Here is a 17,521-nt window from a genome sequence, read left to right on the forward strand (position 1 = left end):
GTGCAAAAGAATAGGTTTTTTTATCCGGGACATTGAAAAAACAAAAAAAGCCTTTACCTCTCATCACGCTTGCGTGCCGAAAGGTAAAGACTTTATCAAATAGATCTGATAACCATTGTGCTAGAAAAAGTAAAACATGTTCTTACTTCTAAATCATTATGTTTAGAGCAACACATCCTGCTTGGGCAGTCGAACCTTGAACGTGCTTCCTTTGTCCGGTGCAGATATGAAAGTCAGTGTACCGTTGTGATCTTCTACAATTTTGCGGGAAATGTACAATCCGATTCCTGTTCCACCAATCTGCCGATGATCCGAATTATCCACACGATAGAATTTGTTGAACAGCATGTCCTTTTCTTTCTCGTCAATACCTATTCCGTAATCACGTACATCGATACATAACCATTCCTCTTCTTCCCATAACGTAACATCAATGCGGTCGGCTCCCGGTGAGTACTTGACCGCATTACCCACCAGATTATGAAGAACCTGAACCATCCTGTTCTGGTCAGCATAAGCAAAAAAGTCCCCATTAAACGTATGAACATGGATTCGTTGGACAGACTTCATATTCCACTGATCAACTACCCCCTCTACCAGTTCAACCAGCGGTACATAGGTCATATGGTAGGTCATACCTTCGTTGTCAAGCCGCTGAATATCAAGCACATCATCCAGCAAACTGCTCAGCCGCTTGCCCTCTGATGAGATGGTCTGCATGAATTCCTGCTGTTGAGCTGCCGGAAGGTCATACATCATCATGAGTTCCACATATCCCATAATGGTGGCTACAGGTGTTCGAAGCTCATGGGATACCACGCTGATCAGCTCATTTTTCATCCGATCCAACCGCTCTTCTCCTGTCCGATCACGGAATACTAGCAGGAATCCATGATTTTTACCCGGAACATCCATCTGTTTCATATACAAGGAAAACACACTTTTCTCCACATTGTTAAATATAAATTCGGTCTCAATAAATGCCGTTTCACCATTTAGGAATGCCCGCGTCTGTTCCGACAGATTGAAGTTATCCGTCAATACCATCGTATCAATGGCCTGCGCCAAATCTTCAATGGATCTGCCCAGGAAATCACCCAGACCAAACATCTCTTCTATCCTTCGGTTGACGATGGTTATGTTGCCTAGTCGATCAGACATGACAAGACCTTCCCGAACAGACTCTATAAATTGCTCACTGATATCCCGCTGTTCCTGAATAGCAATCTTTTCATTGAACAACTCCGAATTAAGCTGCTCCAGTGCAAGGGCATGCCGCACACGATCTTCTTCTGCTCTGGTTCGCTCTGTAATATCCTTAATAAACAGGTTATACAACGTCTCATTTTTGCCAAGCTGAATCTCAACAATTTTGTACTCAATTGGAAAGACGGAACCGTCTCGGCGAATACCTGAAATTTCATCTACGGTCGTGTATCTCTTACCTTCAACATATTCGAATCGCTCCAGCAATTTCTTAATCTCCATACAACTGGCCCCTTGAAAAAGAGACGGTGCTTCCTTCATGAGAATCACTTCTTCCCGAAGCAATCCAAACATTCTTTCCGCCTCCGGGTTAAACTCAACGATGATTCCATTGGAGTCCACAGCGATAATCGCATCAATCGACGATTCAATAATTGCACGTTTGACTTCTTCACTATTCTTGAGTTCCTTGGTCCGCTCGATGACCCTATCCTCTAGCGTTAACTTGTCCAGTCGGATCTGTTCGAACTGTTCCAGCAGCACATCAGCCATTTTGCGCAAATTACCAATAAGAATCTGCACTTCGGTTACATGGCTCGTTGGCCATTCCATCTTCCCATTGCGAAATAACAATCTCGGAAGAGAACCTGTCATCCTGGTTAGTCTTAACAGCGGGCTAACGACCTTACTGCTCAGAGGAGCCGCCACAATCATGGAAGCAACGATGATGACGAACAGGGATTGCAATGTGGACAGGTAGATCGATTCTATTCGGGGATAATACTTGGTCGAGTTGTTCTCAATGAATACCCGATAAGGTGTTACAGCTGTCATCTCCGCTTCATAGATGAAAGATGCCTCTTTCCAGTGATTCAATACATCACTGTAATGGATATTATCGGAGCTTAACAGAATGAGATTATCCCTCGACTTTAGAAGACGGAATTGGTCCATATCCAAGTACTCGCCAGTCTGAAGTGTATTCAAACCAGAAGCCACGACTGTATCATTCCGATCCAGCAGAATCACATTCACACCCAATAGATGGTGATAACGTGCCATATTCTGATCCATATTCTCCGAGGTAACATACTGTTCGTCTAGATCCTGAACAACGGCATTCGCGGCATGTTTCATATCACGTAAAATGGCATCATTCATCTGACTCAATTGTCTGCGGCTATCTGCGGATAACAATACGAGCGAAACAAATACCACGAAGGCAACTACGTATTTAAACGCAATCCTTGTAAGTGGAATGGTTCCCGTACGCTTGGATTTGTGCTCACCCGTGGTAATCCAGAAATCCACCACAATACCCGCGATCAGGGCATTCACCATGCCAATCACAGCAATATACATATACTCATACTTCAAATCTTCTATATTCAGGCCCAATATATAATGCCCGCAATAAATAACCGGAAGTAGCATCACTACCCAGAAGACAGCATTAGCCTTGATTAGACTGCCATTCTTCCAACGGAGCTGCCAACCGAGCATCCAGATCAGTTCAGCGAAATGTGCAATCATCACAGTTAAATTCCGCGGTTCGAAGCCGACAATGATGGTATTTAGCAGATGGATAACTGTAATAGTGACAAATCCATAGATAGCCCCATGCAAACGAAGAGCAATAAGTGCTGCTGCGCTGCCAACCATAAACTGTACACCATAGAATAAAGTAAGCGGAAAAATAGTGCTTAGTGAGCCAATAATGATCAGAATGCTGGTTCCAATCCAGGGTACCCTCAGCTTAAGTACCACCCACTCCAGCAGCTGTCTTACATCTAAACGGTTCATATATCACTGCCCTCACGGCTAATTTTTGGTTCTGTATTTAACAACAACGTTGGTTCCTCCTATAAACTAAAGCGGATACAATCTACTTTTTTCCCCAGAAATCGTTCTGATCCATTATACTGTAATTAGTACTTGATGTAGCTTTGGGAAATTCTGATCGCTCGGCAAACAAACTGCATTCATGCTAAAATATTGAAGTTCATCAAAAAGCCTGCTATCCACCTACATACACATCCTATATTTTGGGATAGAAACATTAAATTTTTTGCAGTATTTTTAAGCAAATCACCGTGATTTTTTAGTATTTTCTTAACATATTATTTTCACCAGGAGTGTGACCCTATGACGATCAAAGTACTTCTTATAGAAGATGAGAAAAATCTGGCTGACATGATTGCTTTCTTTCTTGAGGAGGAAGGATACATCACTGAACGGGTTCATCATGCCCGTGAGGCACTTCAACTGTTCTCGCAATTTCAACCGGATATCGTTGTAACGGACCTGATGCTGCCTGAAACGGATGGAAATGATCTTGTAGAAGCATTCCGCCAGCATTCCACTGTGCCCATTCTGATGATCTCGGCAAGCACCATGTTGAATGATCGACTTCGCGCATTGCACAATGGTGCGGATGACTTTCTGTGCAAGCCATTTAGTCTGAAAGAGCTGGACGCACGAATTAAAGCACTGCTGCGCAGATCAATTATTTCCTATCAGGATAAACCGGTTAAAGAGGACAAGCAGGCAGAGGTTACTGGACATGTAAATGTGAATGAGTACAGAAGAACTCTGTTTGTGGATGGTGTTGAAATCGAGGTCACTCATATCGAGTTTGAAATTATGAAGGAATTGTACCGGAATCCGGGCAAAGTATTCACCCGCAATGAACTGATGGATCGAATCAAAGGCTCCGAACGTGCCTATCTGGATCGTACCATTGATGTTCATATCTCAAGTCTGCGTAAAAAAATCGAGCCTGACCCCAAGAATCCCCGTTATATCAAGACCGTTTGGGGAACAGGCTATAAATATGTGATCTGATTTTATCGTAACGATTGAAGTTCAAAACCTTTGGCTATACCCCTACTTTTATCTCATGGATAAGATGGGCGGTATGGCTATTTGTGATTCATACACCGAAGCGTGTAACCACTGCTGCATGTCCTTGATCAGATGATTCGGATCTTGCTCGTTCCAGAGAATCATCTTCATCTCACCTGTACCTGTAATCTGTTGCAGGTGGCGCTTCCGAATTAAAGATTTGAAATCGGTAATGACCAGTAGCGGAATCTGCGGCATAAAAGCCCGAATAGCATTCGCCGCTGACACCGCTTCTTCGGCGATCTGATAATCAACAATACAATAACGGGAGTTTTCCCAACTTCCCCGATGTGTTTCTATCACTGAACCGGATGGTGCATCAGCCATCCACTCCCTGAATAATTGAATAATATTTTCATATGCAATACGACGTTTTCCATCCGAAAGCACGGTAATGGGTTCCATAGGTATAACCTCCAGTTGTTTCTTCTTATTATTGTGCCAATTTTCGTTTAAAAATGTTTGTGCGTGAACATGAAAGAAGTGTTAACAAATTTCGTACTTCTTCACACAAAGTGTCAGTCTCGTGCACTTTGTTTCTGGATGATTTCGCAGATTCCACACATTGATGTAAAATAGAGAAATACCCGTGTGATTTAATTTACGGGAAGTGAAGGATGAATCTGGTACTATAGGAGGTTACACTGATGAATATTGTTTCCATTGAACCAACACCGAGTCCAAATACGATGATGCTGCATCTCGATGAACGTCTGGAGGACGGAATTCGCAAAACATATACACTGGACAACGAACGATCCGCTCCGGCGTTCATACGCCAGATGCTTCATATTCCTGGCGTAAAGAGTGTGTTCCACACGACCGACTTTGTGGCGCTTGACCGTAAAGGGAATGCAGACTGGTCCGTCATTTTGGGCGAAGTCCAAAATCGCCTTGGACAGCAAGGCATTGATCTGGACTGGATTGAATCCGAAGATGCCTCAGGCGAGCACTTCGGAGAAGCACAGGTATTCGTACAATTTTTCCGAGGCGTACCGATGCAAATCAGGGTCAAAGCCGGGGTCAAGGAAGAACGAATCTCGTTGTCGGACCGTTTTGTCAAAGCCGTGACAGAAGTTGCCAGTGCGACGATGATCAAAGAACGCAAACTGAGCGATTACGGCGTTCGATATGGTGAATTGCCTGATATTGCTCGTGAAGTCGAGCAGGAATTGGAAGCTGCTTACCCGCCAGAACGACTGGAACAGGTCATCAAACAGGCCATTGAACATGGTACCAAAGCAGAAGAGTTCGTTGAGCGCCGTCGTGAATTGGATGGAGCCGAACTTGAAGAGGCTCTTCGAAGCGAGGACTGGAATGTTCGCTATGCGGCATTTGACGGCATGGAGCCTACGGCCGAAAGACTGCCCCTCGTAGCTCATGCCCTGCATGACAACAAAATGCAGATTCGCCGCTTGGCTGTAGTATACCTCGGTGACATTCGTACACCGGAAGCGATGGAATTGCTCTATGAAGCACTGCAGGACAGTTCTCCTGCGGTACGTCGGACTGCCGGGGATACCTTGTCTGATATCGGTGACCCTGCCGCCACTCCAGCCATGACAGCAACGTTATCCGATAAAAGTAAACTTGTACGCTGGCGTGCAGCACGTTTTCTATATGAAGTCGGAACAGAAGAAGCAGAACAAGCCTTGCGAGTTGCAGCCGATGATCCCGAATTTGAAGTCAGCCTACAAGCCAAGATGGCTCTGGAGCGGATCGAATCGGGCGAACAGGCTGCTGGAACGGTATGGCAGCAAATGGCTGGCCGTAACAAGAAAGAGGATTAGTCGTCCCTCAGACCTCACATCCAACAATTGTTATTGCACTGGAAAACCATGCGCGTTATACTGATTGTCTGTTTACTAAACAGAACACACAGTGTTAAGTTGTGTTGTTCATAATTTCATAGACAATAGATACACCTCATCCATTGATGGTGAGGTAGAGGTCGCGGGTGCGATTAGTACGCTGAAGGAGGCGCGAAGGAGCCGCTTTTGATATCAGCCGAAAGGTGTACCCGCCGAAGCTTACTGGACGTTCCTTATACGGTCCGGTGGGCTGGGGCTGCTGTCGAAAGGCGCAGAACTGTCACGGAAGTACATTTCCTTTATATAAAGGTTTATATAAAGGTATGAATTCTTCTGTGTTGAGCTATCTTAATCATCTGGGACATGGTGCGGACATTGAAATATTAAAGACCGCAGGCTGATGCCTGTGGTCTTTTTGTTTATGAATTCAGGTATCGCAAACATCAGTATATCGAATGAAGGAGTGTTTCCATGCAAGACCGCAGTAACCCAACAACGACAACCGGACCTTCCCTGAAAAAAGGATTACGCGCACGCCATATGACGATGATCGCCCTCGGTGGCTCCATTGGTACTGGGCTGTTCCTCGCAAGTGGTACCGCCATCTCAACCGCAGGCCCTGGTGGAGCTTTAATTGCCTATGCGGCTGTTGGCATTATGGTCTATTTCCTGATGACCAGCCTTGGTGAGCTTGCAACCTTTATGCCGGACTCCGGTTCATTTAATACGTATGCCGCACGTTTTGTCGATCCGGCCCTCGGCTTCGCCATGGGCTGGAACTTCTGGTACAACTGGGCGGTAACCATTGCAGCAGAGCTTGCTGCCGCTACAGTACTCATTAAATACTGGTTCCCCGACAGTTCATCCATGTTATGGAGCTTGTTGTTCCTCGTGCTGATCTTTGCCTTAAATGTACTGTCGGTCAAAGGCTACGGAGAGTCCGAATACTGGTTCGCCATTATCAAGGTAGCTACCGTTATCATCTTCCTGGCCGTTGGTGTGCTCATGATCTTCGGTATTATGGGCGGAGAAGCAGTTGGTTTCAGTAACTTCACCATCGGTGATGCACCTATCCATGGCGGATTCTTCGCTGTGCTTGGTGTATTCATGGCCGCGGGATTCTCATTCCAAGGCACAGAGCTTATCGGTGTAGCCGCCGGTGAAAGTGAGAACCCACGAGAAAATGTACCTCGTGCAATTCGTCAGGTATTCTGGCGCATTCTGATTTTTTACATTTTGGCGATTACCGTGATCAGCCTAATCATCCCATATACTCATCCGAACCTACTCAAGGGTGATCTGGAAAATATCGGGGTTAGCCCGTTCACGCTGGTGTTTGAGAAAGCCGGACTCGCCATTGCGGCTTCCGTCATGAATGCCGTCATTCTAACTTCCGTACTCTCTGCCGGTAACTCAGGCATGTATGCTTCGAGCCGGGTTCTCTATGCCCTTGCCCGAGATGGTAAAGCCCCTCGCTTCCTAGGCAAGTTGAACAAAAAAGGTATTCCCATGAATGCCCTGTTGCTCACGACAGCGGTTGGTATGTTGGCATTCCTTGCCTCCCTGTTCGGCGATGGCATTGTGTACACCTGGTTGCTGAATGCGTCCGGGATGTGCGGATTTATTACTTGGCTCGGGATCGCCATCAGTCATTATCGCTTCCGCCGTGCATACGTTGCACAAGGCAGAGACCTGAGCGACTTGCCTTACCGGGCACGCTGGTTCCCGTTTGGGCCGATCTTCGCTTTTGTCCTGTGTATCATCGTGATTATCGGACAGAACTACCAGGCATTCACGGGAGACCAGATCGACTGGAGTGGAGCCATCGTCGCTTACTTGAGCGTACCGCTGTTCCTGGTATTGTGGCTCGGTTACAAATGGATCAAGAAGACCAAAGTGGTGCCGTTGCAGGAATGTGATTTCACACCTACCGATTCACCAACTGATAAATAGTAGCTATACAATAAAACATCCCCGTAGCGTTGCAGTTTTCCTACTGTAGCGATACGGGGATGTTTGTTTTGGTTTGACCCTCCTCCTCTGATCAATTCCTGTGCATCCTTCTGTCCCTGTCCATATTTTGTATAGGTCGGTAAGTAAAATAGAGAAAGGTATACTATTTTACTTGGACAACGGGAGTTGATGTTTAATGAAAAAATTCTCTATCCTGCTCATCCTGCTGGGCGTTCTGATCGTCAGCTTGCCTTTCCTGCGTGAAACGTATTATGACTGGCAGCAAACCCGTGTCATGAACGATCTGGAGCAGTTGCAAAATGGCTTGTCTAAGCTTAATCACTCCTTCGAACAAGGTATACAGGATGCAGCTTCTACCGAGCCGACTACGGACAATCCAGATACAGCACAGGAAGCCTCTTCGGATACGTTGGGGGTGCTATCGATTGACAAGATTGATGTCCGCTTACCGATTCTGGAGGGTGCAACGGAAGACAATATGAAGGTAGCTGCAACCCATCTTGTCGAAACCACCCGCATTGGGAACAAAGGTAATGCAGCCATAGCCGCTCATCGCGCCCACAAAAAAGGACGACTGTTCAATCGCCTGGGAGAACTCCAGATTGGGGATTCCATGGAGGTCACTCTGGCAGATCGAACGATTATTCAGTACAAGGTAGATCAGATATCTGTTGTGGAGCCGAATGACTTGTCTGTATTGGAAGACCCGGGGCTCGGACAGGTCCTCACCTTGATTACGTGTGATCCACTTATTAATCCAACACATCGGCTCATTGTAAGAGCCATTGAAGTGAATCTGGATGTTGCCGGATTATGATCTTCTCTAGGTTCAGCCAAGAAAACACCCTCTAGTATAAATTCACACGGTGACTCTGAGTCACCGTTGTGAAAGCTAGAGGGTATTTTGATCTGAATATGATCAGTTCCTGCATTACGTGCTGCGATCTAGCGTTGAAACGATTGTCTACGTCGGAAGTAGGCGTATCCCGCACTACCTAATGCCATCAGCATCATGCCTGTAACAGTGAAAGCCAGTGTGCTCTCTTCGCCTGTCTTCGGCAGCATTCCCTCTGCTACAGCGTTTCCGGTCTGCTGTGATGCAGCGTCTCCAGTACCCTGTGATCCGTCTGTGTCCGCTCCAGCAGGAGGTGCTAATGCACTATCCCCGTCCGGTGCATCTGTATCCCCAGTTGGAGGTGCAGTGTCGTCACCGTTCGAAACGCTAGGTGTCGGTGGCGCTACTCCGGAATCTTCATCTGTTGGAATTCCGGTTCCTCCCCCAGGTTCTGTAGGTTCAGTAACAACCGTGCCTGGAATCGATGGTCCTGGTGTTCCTGGTTCCGATATTACTGGTTTTTCTGGATCTGGTGTTACACCCGTAGTAGGTGTTCCCGGATTATAAGGTCCACTCGACCCACCCGATACCGGGATAGCCTGATTCGTTTTTTCCACAACTACAACTTCGGTTTGGATGTTCGTAATTTCAAATGGTACTGGCGTTGTGTCCAAGATATATCCATTAGGCGCTTTTATTTCAACCAACTGATATTTATTGATATCCAAGTCTTCAAGTACAATTTCACCTTGTTGATTGGTTGTCAGTGTAGCTTCATCTAGACCTGTTACCTTGTGGAACTCCCAATTCCCATTTGCGTCCATCAATGCACTTTGAGCCCATAATTCAAAAACAGCTCCCTGCAGATGCTGAGTTCGACCCGCATTATATTTAATCAATTTTACGGAACGATCATTTTCTTTATTTTCGATGGTCAATTGGGTTTCCGGTTTGGTAATAGATACAACCGTCTCGGGCTGTTCAATCACAAAGCCTTCTGCCTTGGTCTCTACCAATGTATATGAACCATAGGCCAAGTTATCAAATTCAATGACTCCGTTCAGGTCCGTTACTTTAGTATCAACGACCATGTTAGAAGGATCTCGCAGTTCGAACTCAATTCCGCTTAATACGGACTGATCCTTGGCATTTACTTTGGTAACGACAAGTTTCCCATCCGTCCCCATCACATTAGACTTCGTCAATGTAATAATCTGAGTCTGGTTCTCTACAATGGTAAAGGGAATTGATGTAGCATCCAACTGGTAAAACTCAGGTGCCTCAACTTCTACCAGTTCATAATTCCCTGCTAAGAGTCCACCTTTGGCGATTTTCCCATCTTCCCCTGTCGTTAACTCGTCTATTTTCTCCCGGGTTGCGCCATTGTTCAAGTACAATTCAAAAGCTGCACCCTGAAGTGTCTTGGAGGAGTCCACCGCATCTACCTTGGTTAATTCAAAGCCTTGACGAATCTTTTTATTTTCAATTTCAAAGGCGATATCCGCATCCTTGAATTCAATTGTTTTGCCTGAAGCAGCGCCATACTCAGGATCAACCAAGTATCCTGCCGGTGCAGACAGTTCTTTTAACTTATACGGTACGCCATTCGTCAGATTGTTCAATCGATAATTTCTGGAGCTTTCAATCACTCCGTTCTCATCCGTTGGTTTCAATGTTTCCAGAAGCGTAGTTCCAGACGCATTATAGATTGCGAATATCGCCCCCTCCAGCGGAATTCCTGCATCACTGACTTTGTGAATAGTGATTTTGCCCAAACCTGTGGATGCTCCTCCGCCTGCTCCGGCCAATGAAACTTTGATGCCCGCCTGATTGCCTTCGCCTACCACTGAGGAAGACTGACCTGCGAATTCAACCTTATTCTCAATTCGAGCGCCATGATCGGCATTAATGTAGGACTGATATTCCAGAATGAATGCAGTATGAAGGTCTTTCTTGAAGGTGAAGGTAAATGTATTGCCCTCCACGACCAATTCATAATCAGCCGGATCAACCAGACCCGCTTTGGTGGATACATTGCCTGAATTGTTGGCAGGCAGGTTCGTTGCATATAATTTCAATGAATCGGCCAATAAAATCTGGTTTTCCGACAGGGTATCCGTTAATGGAGAACCCGCGGGAACATAAGATTGGCTTGGATTAATATTTACCGTCCATGATGCTTTATCCGTTGAACCGATCTGTTGACCTGTTTTTTGTACATACACACCACCATGAGCTGGCGTGACACTTGCTGATCTATTAAAGCGTACTTCACCGCCCTCACCGTCCGTTAGAACAGCCTGGTTGGCATATGCGCCTTCGACGGAATAAGGTCCATCCAGGCTTGTTTGGTACTGAATACGATAAGCTGCTTTGCCGATGTTACCCATATCCAATGCAAAGCCTTTACCGTCCGGGTTCAGCTGGAATTGTCCAGCCGTCAGCACAACCTCGCTACCTATTGCAGTAACATTATTTTCTCCCTGCAACACCAGCTCATGAACCTTCAATGAACCGTCTACAAAAGATTGGTTACCTGTGTAGGCATCCTTAAGGATTGCATCCTGAATATCGTACAAGTTGTAGTTTACATCAATTGTCCAAGTGATCGTTTTGTCTTTGGCGCTGTATTCGCCCTTCTTGTTACCATTTTGAATGGTGTACTCTTGGGGTTTGACCACAGCAGATTTGCTAATTGTAGTCTGTGCTACATCGGACTCTTCCCAATCGATCGTAGCTGAGTTGCGATATTCATTATTCGTTGGCATACCTGCCGTTGGATCAAAGCTTGTCGTGTAGGTAATAACATGTTCTGTGTTAAGTGTAACGCCGTTCTTCAGCCGAACGGAGAATCCTTTTTCATACGAGGGATCAGCCGGATCTGCGGTCAGTTCAAAGTCGTCTTTGTTAGCACCACTAATTTGCAGACTACCCGGAATGAGTTTCATATGTTTGCCTTCATAATTGTCGGTGATGACGATATCCGTCATGTCCTGTAAATCACGGTTCAACACAATCTGCCATTCGATTTCTTTTGTGTTGAAGTTTTCACTTTTTACGCTTTTTGCAAAAATGACTTCCTGAATGTCTCTTCGGCCTGTTTTGGAAGTACCATCATACATATTCACGGTATTGGTTATCGTATCGTTTGTATAGACCCGAGCGATGGATTGCGTATCATATTCGATCTCATAGGCCTTTGTAATATCGTTCTTAAAATGTAATCTGAAGCCGTCATCGAAGCCTGTATTCATCGCTTCAAGTGTATATTCATTCGGATTGATCAGCGTCCGATTTGAAGCGGCTCCGCTTGGACTAATGTCCACTTGATACACTTTAACGGAATTGTCGATCAGCTTCTGTTTTGCCGTATCAAACCGGTCTTCAATCCAAGCATTCGCTTGCACGATTTCTTGTTGATTGTAGTTGTATTGCACTTTCCATGTGATCGTCTGTGTCACCGGATCATATGCACTATCTTGCCCTGACTTGTTCAAAGGCTCATTAAAGCTCACGCTGACCCGACCAATGTCCGTTTCATTGTACTCACTCTGATCTGATGTCAGCGCAACCTGATTTTGATACACCACGTTGGTGAACGGAGCAACGGTTGGTGCTTTAACACTTGTTGTGTAGCTCACACGATAGGCCTTATCTGTGTCTCCCAGTTGAACAGGAAACGCAGACTCCGTTTGCACCACTGGACCTTCTTTTACAGATCCATTCAATTGCACTTCCAATTCGCGAATTTCGATGTTTCCCTTAAGTTCCAGGTTTGTTGGCAACGTATCTGTAAGAACAGCATTGTTCATGGCCTTCTCGCCTTGGTTAAAATCAACGGTCCAGTCAATTTCATCGGAGTTAAAGTTGTTTTTGTTTGCGCTTCCCGATTTCTTTAATTTATCCGTGGCTGTATTGGCAAAGTGTACATCAATGATGCCTTGTCCAACGGAACTAAAGTTTATCTTTTGTTTCAAGCCATCTTCCATCTTGCTCTCATCGAACTTGATCCACACATAGAAGTTACCTTCCAGCTTCGCATGTTCAATCAGTTCATTAAAGGTAAAGATGATTGTGCCATCTGTATTCACCACATACTCCCCAACACCGCCATCCAGATCACCTTTAAGCTGCGATCCAATGATGAATTTATCGGGTAAGTTAAAGGTGTACGTAGAACCATCGCTATAGTTGTGCGTGTCATCTGCGAGTCCCCATGTAAAGACTACAGCTACTTCATCCTGAATACGTGGACGAATATCCTTAATCTTATCGCCTTTTATTTCGATCGTGCCATCTCCATTGTCTACAGGGGCCTGATTGTACATCTGCACACTTGTAATTAAATGTTCTGTGATCACCGGGCCTGCGGATGCATTAAGCAAACGCATCACATTTCCTTGCTGATCTCCTGGAGTACTGGCATCCTCCTCTTCTTCCGGATTGGCAGCAACATCAACGTTGTTTCCCTCTCCCGAAACTGCCGAACCTTCTTCTGATGCTGTATCGCTCATTGCACTGGCTGGCAAATTAGTCATTTCATCCTGAGCATGCATCGTTGGTGTAAATATCCAACCCTGCATCATTTGCGTGACCAGCAATAGAGCAATGATCACTATGCTCATTTTTTTCCTCATTTTTTGCATATCCTCCTCTAACGTAGTGTTGGCGTACGCCGAAGATTAGAATAACAAAGCGACATATACAAAAAATAGACAACACATAAACCCTTGTCATTGAACACAAAAAAAGGACACTCCTCATACGGAGCATCCTGTTCAAACGGTTGTTAAAGTGTCCAGTTAATCTTGACGCGTAGATCGGTGGTACCTTCCATTTTGGATACATAATAAGATATCGATTTCATGCCAAGCTGGTACAAATCCTGCAAATCTTCAATCAGCCCAGCCTCAGTACCCTTATACCTGAACGTGAGCGAGGTTCCGCCTTCCTTCAGTGTACTTTGAACCTTGGTCTTCAGCGCAGCATGGCCTTTAACCGCATCCTGTTCATCATACAGGGAGTAGTCCAGAGCATGGTACAGCTTCTGATAGGCAGCCTTTTTGCTATCTCCGGCCTTCACCAGCTTCAATAAAGCTTCCCGATAAGGGGCTGGCGCAGCAGGGTACTTGCTTTTGCCTGTCCAGATATGGTCACGTGCCATCTCATCATCGCTCAGCAAATAATAGCTGTGGCTTACCTTACCTTTACGGTCAGGAGTAGGATCATCCCAGGTGGTATCCATGTGATACCACTTGCCGTCCAGGTTCACGATATTCCAGGCATGAAGCTGCCCACCTGCTGTGCCTTCCACAATCCGGTTATCAATGCCTACTCGCTCCAACATCCGATATGCTAGCAGTGAATATCCCTGACAGACGGTACTGCCCGTAACAAGACCGTCGTAGGCGGTATATTTCTTCAGCGAGGTATCATAGGAAAGGTTAAGCACAATCCAATCATGGATGACTTTGACCTTCTCATGATCCGTCATGCCTGGTTTGATAATTTCTTTCAACACGTTCGTGACTTTACGATTTACATAATCGGTCTGTTCCTTGGTTTCCCGGTAGGAGAGCGTCACATGTACTTCGGCCGACACATTGGAACCTTTATAATTAAATGCATAACTTTTAACGGTATATTGAATATAGGGGTCACTCTTCATTGCCTCATCGATGGAGGTTTGCAATTGTTTTTTGAGGCCTTTCACATTGCCTTTGTATGTAAAAACAAGTTCCTCCGTTCGCTGTGACATTGCGGTAAGCAAAGTCTGGCGCAGATCCGTAGCCGTGGATATATCTGATGTACCCGATGCAGCATACAGCTGATCCAGATCAACCGTACGTGGTAACGCTACAGCAATCAGACAGCCTGCCAGCAATATGGTGATAATTCGTTTCCCGTTCTTACCCATGAAAGGAACCCACCCCTCTTTGCAAAGTTCTCACGCCCTATTGTATCACAAAAGGCTCTGTCGTCATTCTTCTATATCAGTTCAACTAAAGAATATTTACACGAACACTCCGATGGCAGAACAACTTTCCGATCGCTGTTATCCCCAGATTTTTTTGATCCTTTATTCAAAAGGAAAAATCCGGTGATAAAGGCGCACGCTTCGCTTCCTCAAGTTATTTCTGCCCTCTCCGTTATCGTGTAAATGTTAGTTGAAATGATATAATTTTTGTAAAAATTAAATCAAAAGAGACCTTCTATGGAAGGTCCCTCTGATCTTCAGTTCAATGAATCACGATTACCCGTTATCTTCATCCTATGATTCACACGGGCTTGATATGCGTCATTCCTCGTCTAATACAGACGATTACCACTCATAAACGTATCTGTCTTGCCTTGAAGCTTGGCAAGCCGTTCCAGTACCTCCGACGCTTCAGCTACTGTCACTTTGCGTGCAGGCATGAATCGTCCTTCAATCGAAGGAAGCAAGCCCAATTTCAAACTCAGGGAAACTGCACCCTTGCTCGTAATGGCACTGGCATCCGCAATGTTGGGAAGATCCGATGGCAACGTATAGAATCCGGCCAGCTTCTCATAGCGTAAAATACGTACAAGCAGCACTGCCAATTCTTCACGTGTCATCTCTTCTTGCGGATTCAGATTCTGTTCAGGGTCTGCTCCGGCAAGCCAGCGCTGATCGATTAATGCCCGAACTGCCTTATAATACGGGCTGTCAGGTGTAACGTCGGCATACAGCTTGTCATCTCCGTCCCCACTATAGTAGAGATCCATATTCGGGTTAATCGCTCTTGCCAGATAGTTAAACCAGTCACCTCGGGTGATCACACGATCCGGGAATACACGTCCCTGCTCATCCGCAAGCAATACGCCATGCTGTGTCATATTCCGCAGAGCTGCTTCAGCCACATGGCCAGAAATATCCGTAGGATCAGCCTTGGTTGCAGAGCTTGTATCTCCGTATAACAACGTCCATTCTCCTGTATTAGCATCCAGCACTTCATAGGTGCCGTAGATCGAATGATCATCTCGTGTAGGCATATAAGCCAAGTTAACTCCCACCGGGATGACTTCACCGCTGTTCGTACCCCATCCACCGTAACGAGAGTATGCCAGAACCAGCTTGAACTCTTCCAGATAGATTGCCTTTGCCTCTTCGTAACTGATGGCTGGTTCTTTCTCTACTGGCAGTTGTTCAGGCGTTGCTGCAATACGCGTATAGAATTCATTAACTGCCCCGTTGTTCAACACCTGTACTTGTGCCGTATCATCCTTGACCGGGATGCCGTTCAGATACCGTTGGAACATAAAGGTGCGTGCATCGTCTATCTCAATAACATTAGCCAGCCGGAACTGCTCCGTTGCATCTGGAACTAGTGCAATGACTGTGTTCATCGCCAGTTTCTCAGCCTGTTTCCGGGTTACCAATTTCTCTGCCTTCTCTTCAGTTGGCTTCTCCTGCTCCATCTCCGGTCCCATTCGTTGCATCATTGTATAGCTGTAGATCTGTCCTGTAACTGCATCTACCTGTGCTGAGATATCCCGCATGAACATATAGGACATATTGGCACTTCGATCACTCCAGCTCAGGCTCCATACCTGATTGTTCGGGCTTGCATACAATCCCTTGCTTAACTGGCTGTGCTCCAGCTTGTAACCCTTCGGAATTTCAAAGTTGGTTGCCACCCGATTGGCGGCCTGCTGTACATTTAACCTCGTACCCTTAGCCGGGACAAAAGGAGTCACATCACCTTTCAACTTCGTATCCTGCTGTAGAGAATCTTCATCTACAGCTTTACCTGTTAAAGTATTAATCCGTTCCAACGTATTCGCCTCAATCGGAACGATACTGATATTTTTCGGTGTGTAGCCAAGGTAATACTGCTGACCCTGCTTGGAAGACAGACGATCTTTGGAGATATAAGCCAGCTCCACATCAAACTGTTCTTCAAACTGCTGTCTGGCTTTCTCTTCTGAAGCTGCCGGTTTCGATGAAGGATACTTAGCTGAGGTAGTGCCTCGTGAGTAACCTGTCACCAAACCACTTTCATCCACATTTATGTAGACTGTCTCTGCGTCAGATAACAATCCGTCATGTTTTAACTGGTAAGCATATCGATACTCTGTTCTGCCAAACAATGACTGTTGTTCAATGGAAGAATACAGATCTCCAAGCGGAGCATACTCCGTGTCCTTCAGACCTGGAATCGCTTGGTACAACAGTGCCACAGCCTTCTCTTCGGCTTCAGCCTTGGTTAGCTTCACATCCGATTCCGAGATATGCTTATCCATGACATCCGACGGCAAATGTACACTTAACACTTCCCCTGTGCCTGCATGTACAGTTGCATTGAATCCTGAGGTATGATTGCCTTGTGTAATCTGGAACCCGATCTCCCATGCCTTGTAGTCTGGCGGTGGATAAGAATTAGGTGAATCGAATCGGGCAGATGAGATCGTTGCTTTCTTTAACAATGGAAATAATTTCAGTATATTTTCACTGGCTTGCCTGGATGAGATTTTTGCTCCCTCAGGCACGTCATTGCTCGTTGCGTCTAGTTGTTCATTATCCCCCGTTGTCGCTTCGGTCACCTGTTCAGCTCTCGCGGCTGATGCGCTGCCTGCAAAACCTGGTGTTTGCGAAGCAAGTAACAGTGTTGCCATCGCTGCGGTTGTTGCTTTGGTTGCGAACATTTTGAAACGTACATTAAACTTCCAATTCAAACTCAAATCTGGACCTCTCCCTTCAATTTCATACAAAGAAGCATAGCAAATAACCTCGCATGAATATTGCCAGTCTATCCTATGATACCATAAG

At 45.7% G+C, this 17,521-nt stretch carries 9 protein-coding genes and 1 riboswitch; of the genes, 4 read left to right on the forward strand and 5 right to left on the reverse strand.

The genetic code is table 11. From position 1 onward, the window contains the following. Positions 1-162: 162 nt before the first annotated feature. Positions 163-3,009, reverse strand: coding sequence for an ATP-binding protein (locus MKX75_RS24780; RefSeq protein WP_339167258.1), 2,847 nt, complete (start codon positions 3,007-3,009; stop codon positions 163-165). Between the two features lie 342 nt (positions 3,010-3,351). Here MKX75_RS24780 and MKX75_RS24785 point away from each other — a divergent pair, with 342 nt between their 5' ends. After that, complete coding sequence (locus tag MKX75_RS24785) at positions 3,352-4,050, forward strand: response regulator transcription factor (RefSeq protein WP_339167260.1); 699 nt, start codon at positions 3,352-3,354, stop codon at positions 4,048-4,050. 48 nt (positions 4,051-4,098) lie between these two features. Here MKX75_RS24785 and MKX75_RS24790 read toward each other — a convergent pair whose 3' ends face one another. Beyond that, positions 4,099-4,515: a hypothetical protein gene (locus MKX75_RS24790; protein ID WP_339167261.1), complete on the reverse strand. Its 417-nt coding sequence runs from the start codon at positions 4,513-4,515 to the stop codon at positions 4,099-4,101. A 242-nt stretch (positions 4,516-4,757) separates the two neighbouring features. Here MKX75_RS24790 and MKX75_RS24795 point away from each other — a divergent pair, with 242 nt between their 5' ends. From MKX75_RS24795 to MKX75_RS24805, 3 genes are all read left to right on the forward strand, one after another. Continuing rightward, complete coding sequence (locus MKX75_RS24795; RefSeq protein ID WP_062836452.1) at positions 4,758-5,900, forward strand: virulence factor; 1,143 nt, start codon at positions 4,758-4,760, stop codon at positions 5,898-5,900. Positions 5,901-6,047: 147 nt separating this feature from the next. Then, positions 6,048-6,275, forward strand: a riboswitch (Lysine riboswitch). A 117-nt stretch (positions 6,276-6,392) separates the two neighbouring features. After that, on the forward strand, positions 6,393-7,874 hold the full coding sequence (locus MKX75_RS24800; protein ID WP_076333573.1) for an amino acid permease: 1,482 nt from the start codon (positions 6,393-6,395) through the stop codon (positions 7,872-7,874). A 196-nt stretch (positions 7,875-8,070) separates the two neighbouring features. Beyond that, on the forward strand, positions 8,071-8,712 hold the full coding sequence (locus MKX75_RS24805) for a class D sortase (protein WP_062836450.1): 642 nt from the start codon (positions 8,071-8,073) through the stop codon (positions 8,710-8,712). Positions 8,713-8,840: 128 nt separating this feature from the next. On the opposite strand, the gene MKX75_RS24810 is transcribed toward MKX75_RS24805, so the two are convergent. The 3 genes from MKX75_RS24810 to MKX75_RS24820 all read right to left on the reverse strand — a co-directional run bounded on the left by MKX75_RS24810 (position 8,841) and on the right by MKX75_RS24820 (position 17,433). Further along, the gene (locus tag MKX75_RS24810) at positions 8,841-13,355 is read right to left on the reverse strand and encodes a collagen binding domain-containing protein (RefSeq protein ID WP_339167263.1); all 4,515 of its coding nucleotides are present in this window, start codon (positions 13,353-13,355) and stop codon (positions 8,841-8,843) included. A gap of 164 nt (positions 13,356-13,519) precedes the next feature. Continuing rightward, entirely contained in the window at positions 13,520-14,647 is a 1,128-nt protein-coding gene (locus MKX75_RS24815) for a transglutaminase domain-containing protein (RefSeq protein WP_062836448.1), read from the reverse strand. Positions 14,648-15,039: 392 nt separating this feature from the next. Then, the gene (locus MKX75_RS24820; RefSeq protein ID WP_339167265.1) at positions 15,040-17,433 is read right to left on the reverse strand and encodes a YcdB/YcdC domain-containing protein; all 2,394 of its coding nucleotides are present in this window, start codon (positions 17,431-17,433) and stop codon (positions 15,040-15,042) included. Between the last annotated feature and the right edge of the window lie 88 nt (positions 17,434-17,521).

The organism is Paenibacillus sp. FSL R5-0341 (assembly GCF_037975235.1).
GTDB lineage: Bacteria > Bacillota > Bacilli > Paenibacillales > Paenibacillaceae > Paenibacillus > Paenibacillus amylolyticus_A.

Bases quoted from the DNA above. Each gene is read 5' to 3' on its own strand.
- MKX75_RS24785 (WP_339167260.1), top strand. From the start codon at position 3,352: ATGACGATCAAAGTACTTCTTATAGAAGATGAGAAAAATCTGGCTGAC.
- MKX75_RS24790 (WP_339167261.1), bottom strand. From the start codon at position 4,515: ATGGAACCCATTACCGTGCTTTCGGATGGAAAACGTCGTATTGCATAT.
- MKX75_RS24805 (WP_062836450.1), top strand. From the start codon at position 8,071: ATGAAAAAATTCTCTATCCTGCTCATCCTGCTGGGCGTTCTGATCGTC.
- MKX75_RS24815 (WP_062836448.1), bottom strand. From the start codon at position 14,647: ATGGGTAAGAACGGGAAACGAATTATCACCATATTGCTGGCAGGCTGT.
- MKX75_RS24795 (WP_062836452.1), top strand. From the start codon at position 4,758: ATGAATATTGTTTCCATTGAACCAACACCGAGTCCAAATACGATGATG.
- MKX75_RS24780 (WP_339167258.1), bottom strand. From the start codon at position 3,009: ATGAACCGTTTAGATGTAAGACAGCTGCTGGAGTGGGTGGTACTTAAG.
- MKX75_RS24810 (WP_339167263.1), bottom strand. From the start codon at position 13,355: ATGAGCATAGTGATCATTGCTCTATTGCTGGTCACGCAAATGATGCAG.
- MKX75_RS24800 (WP_076333573.1), top strand. From the start codon at position 6,393: ATGCAAGACCGCAGTAACCCAACAACGACAACCGGACCTTCCCTGAAA.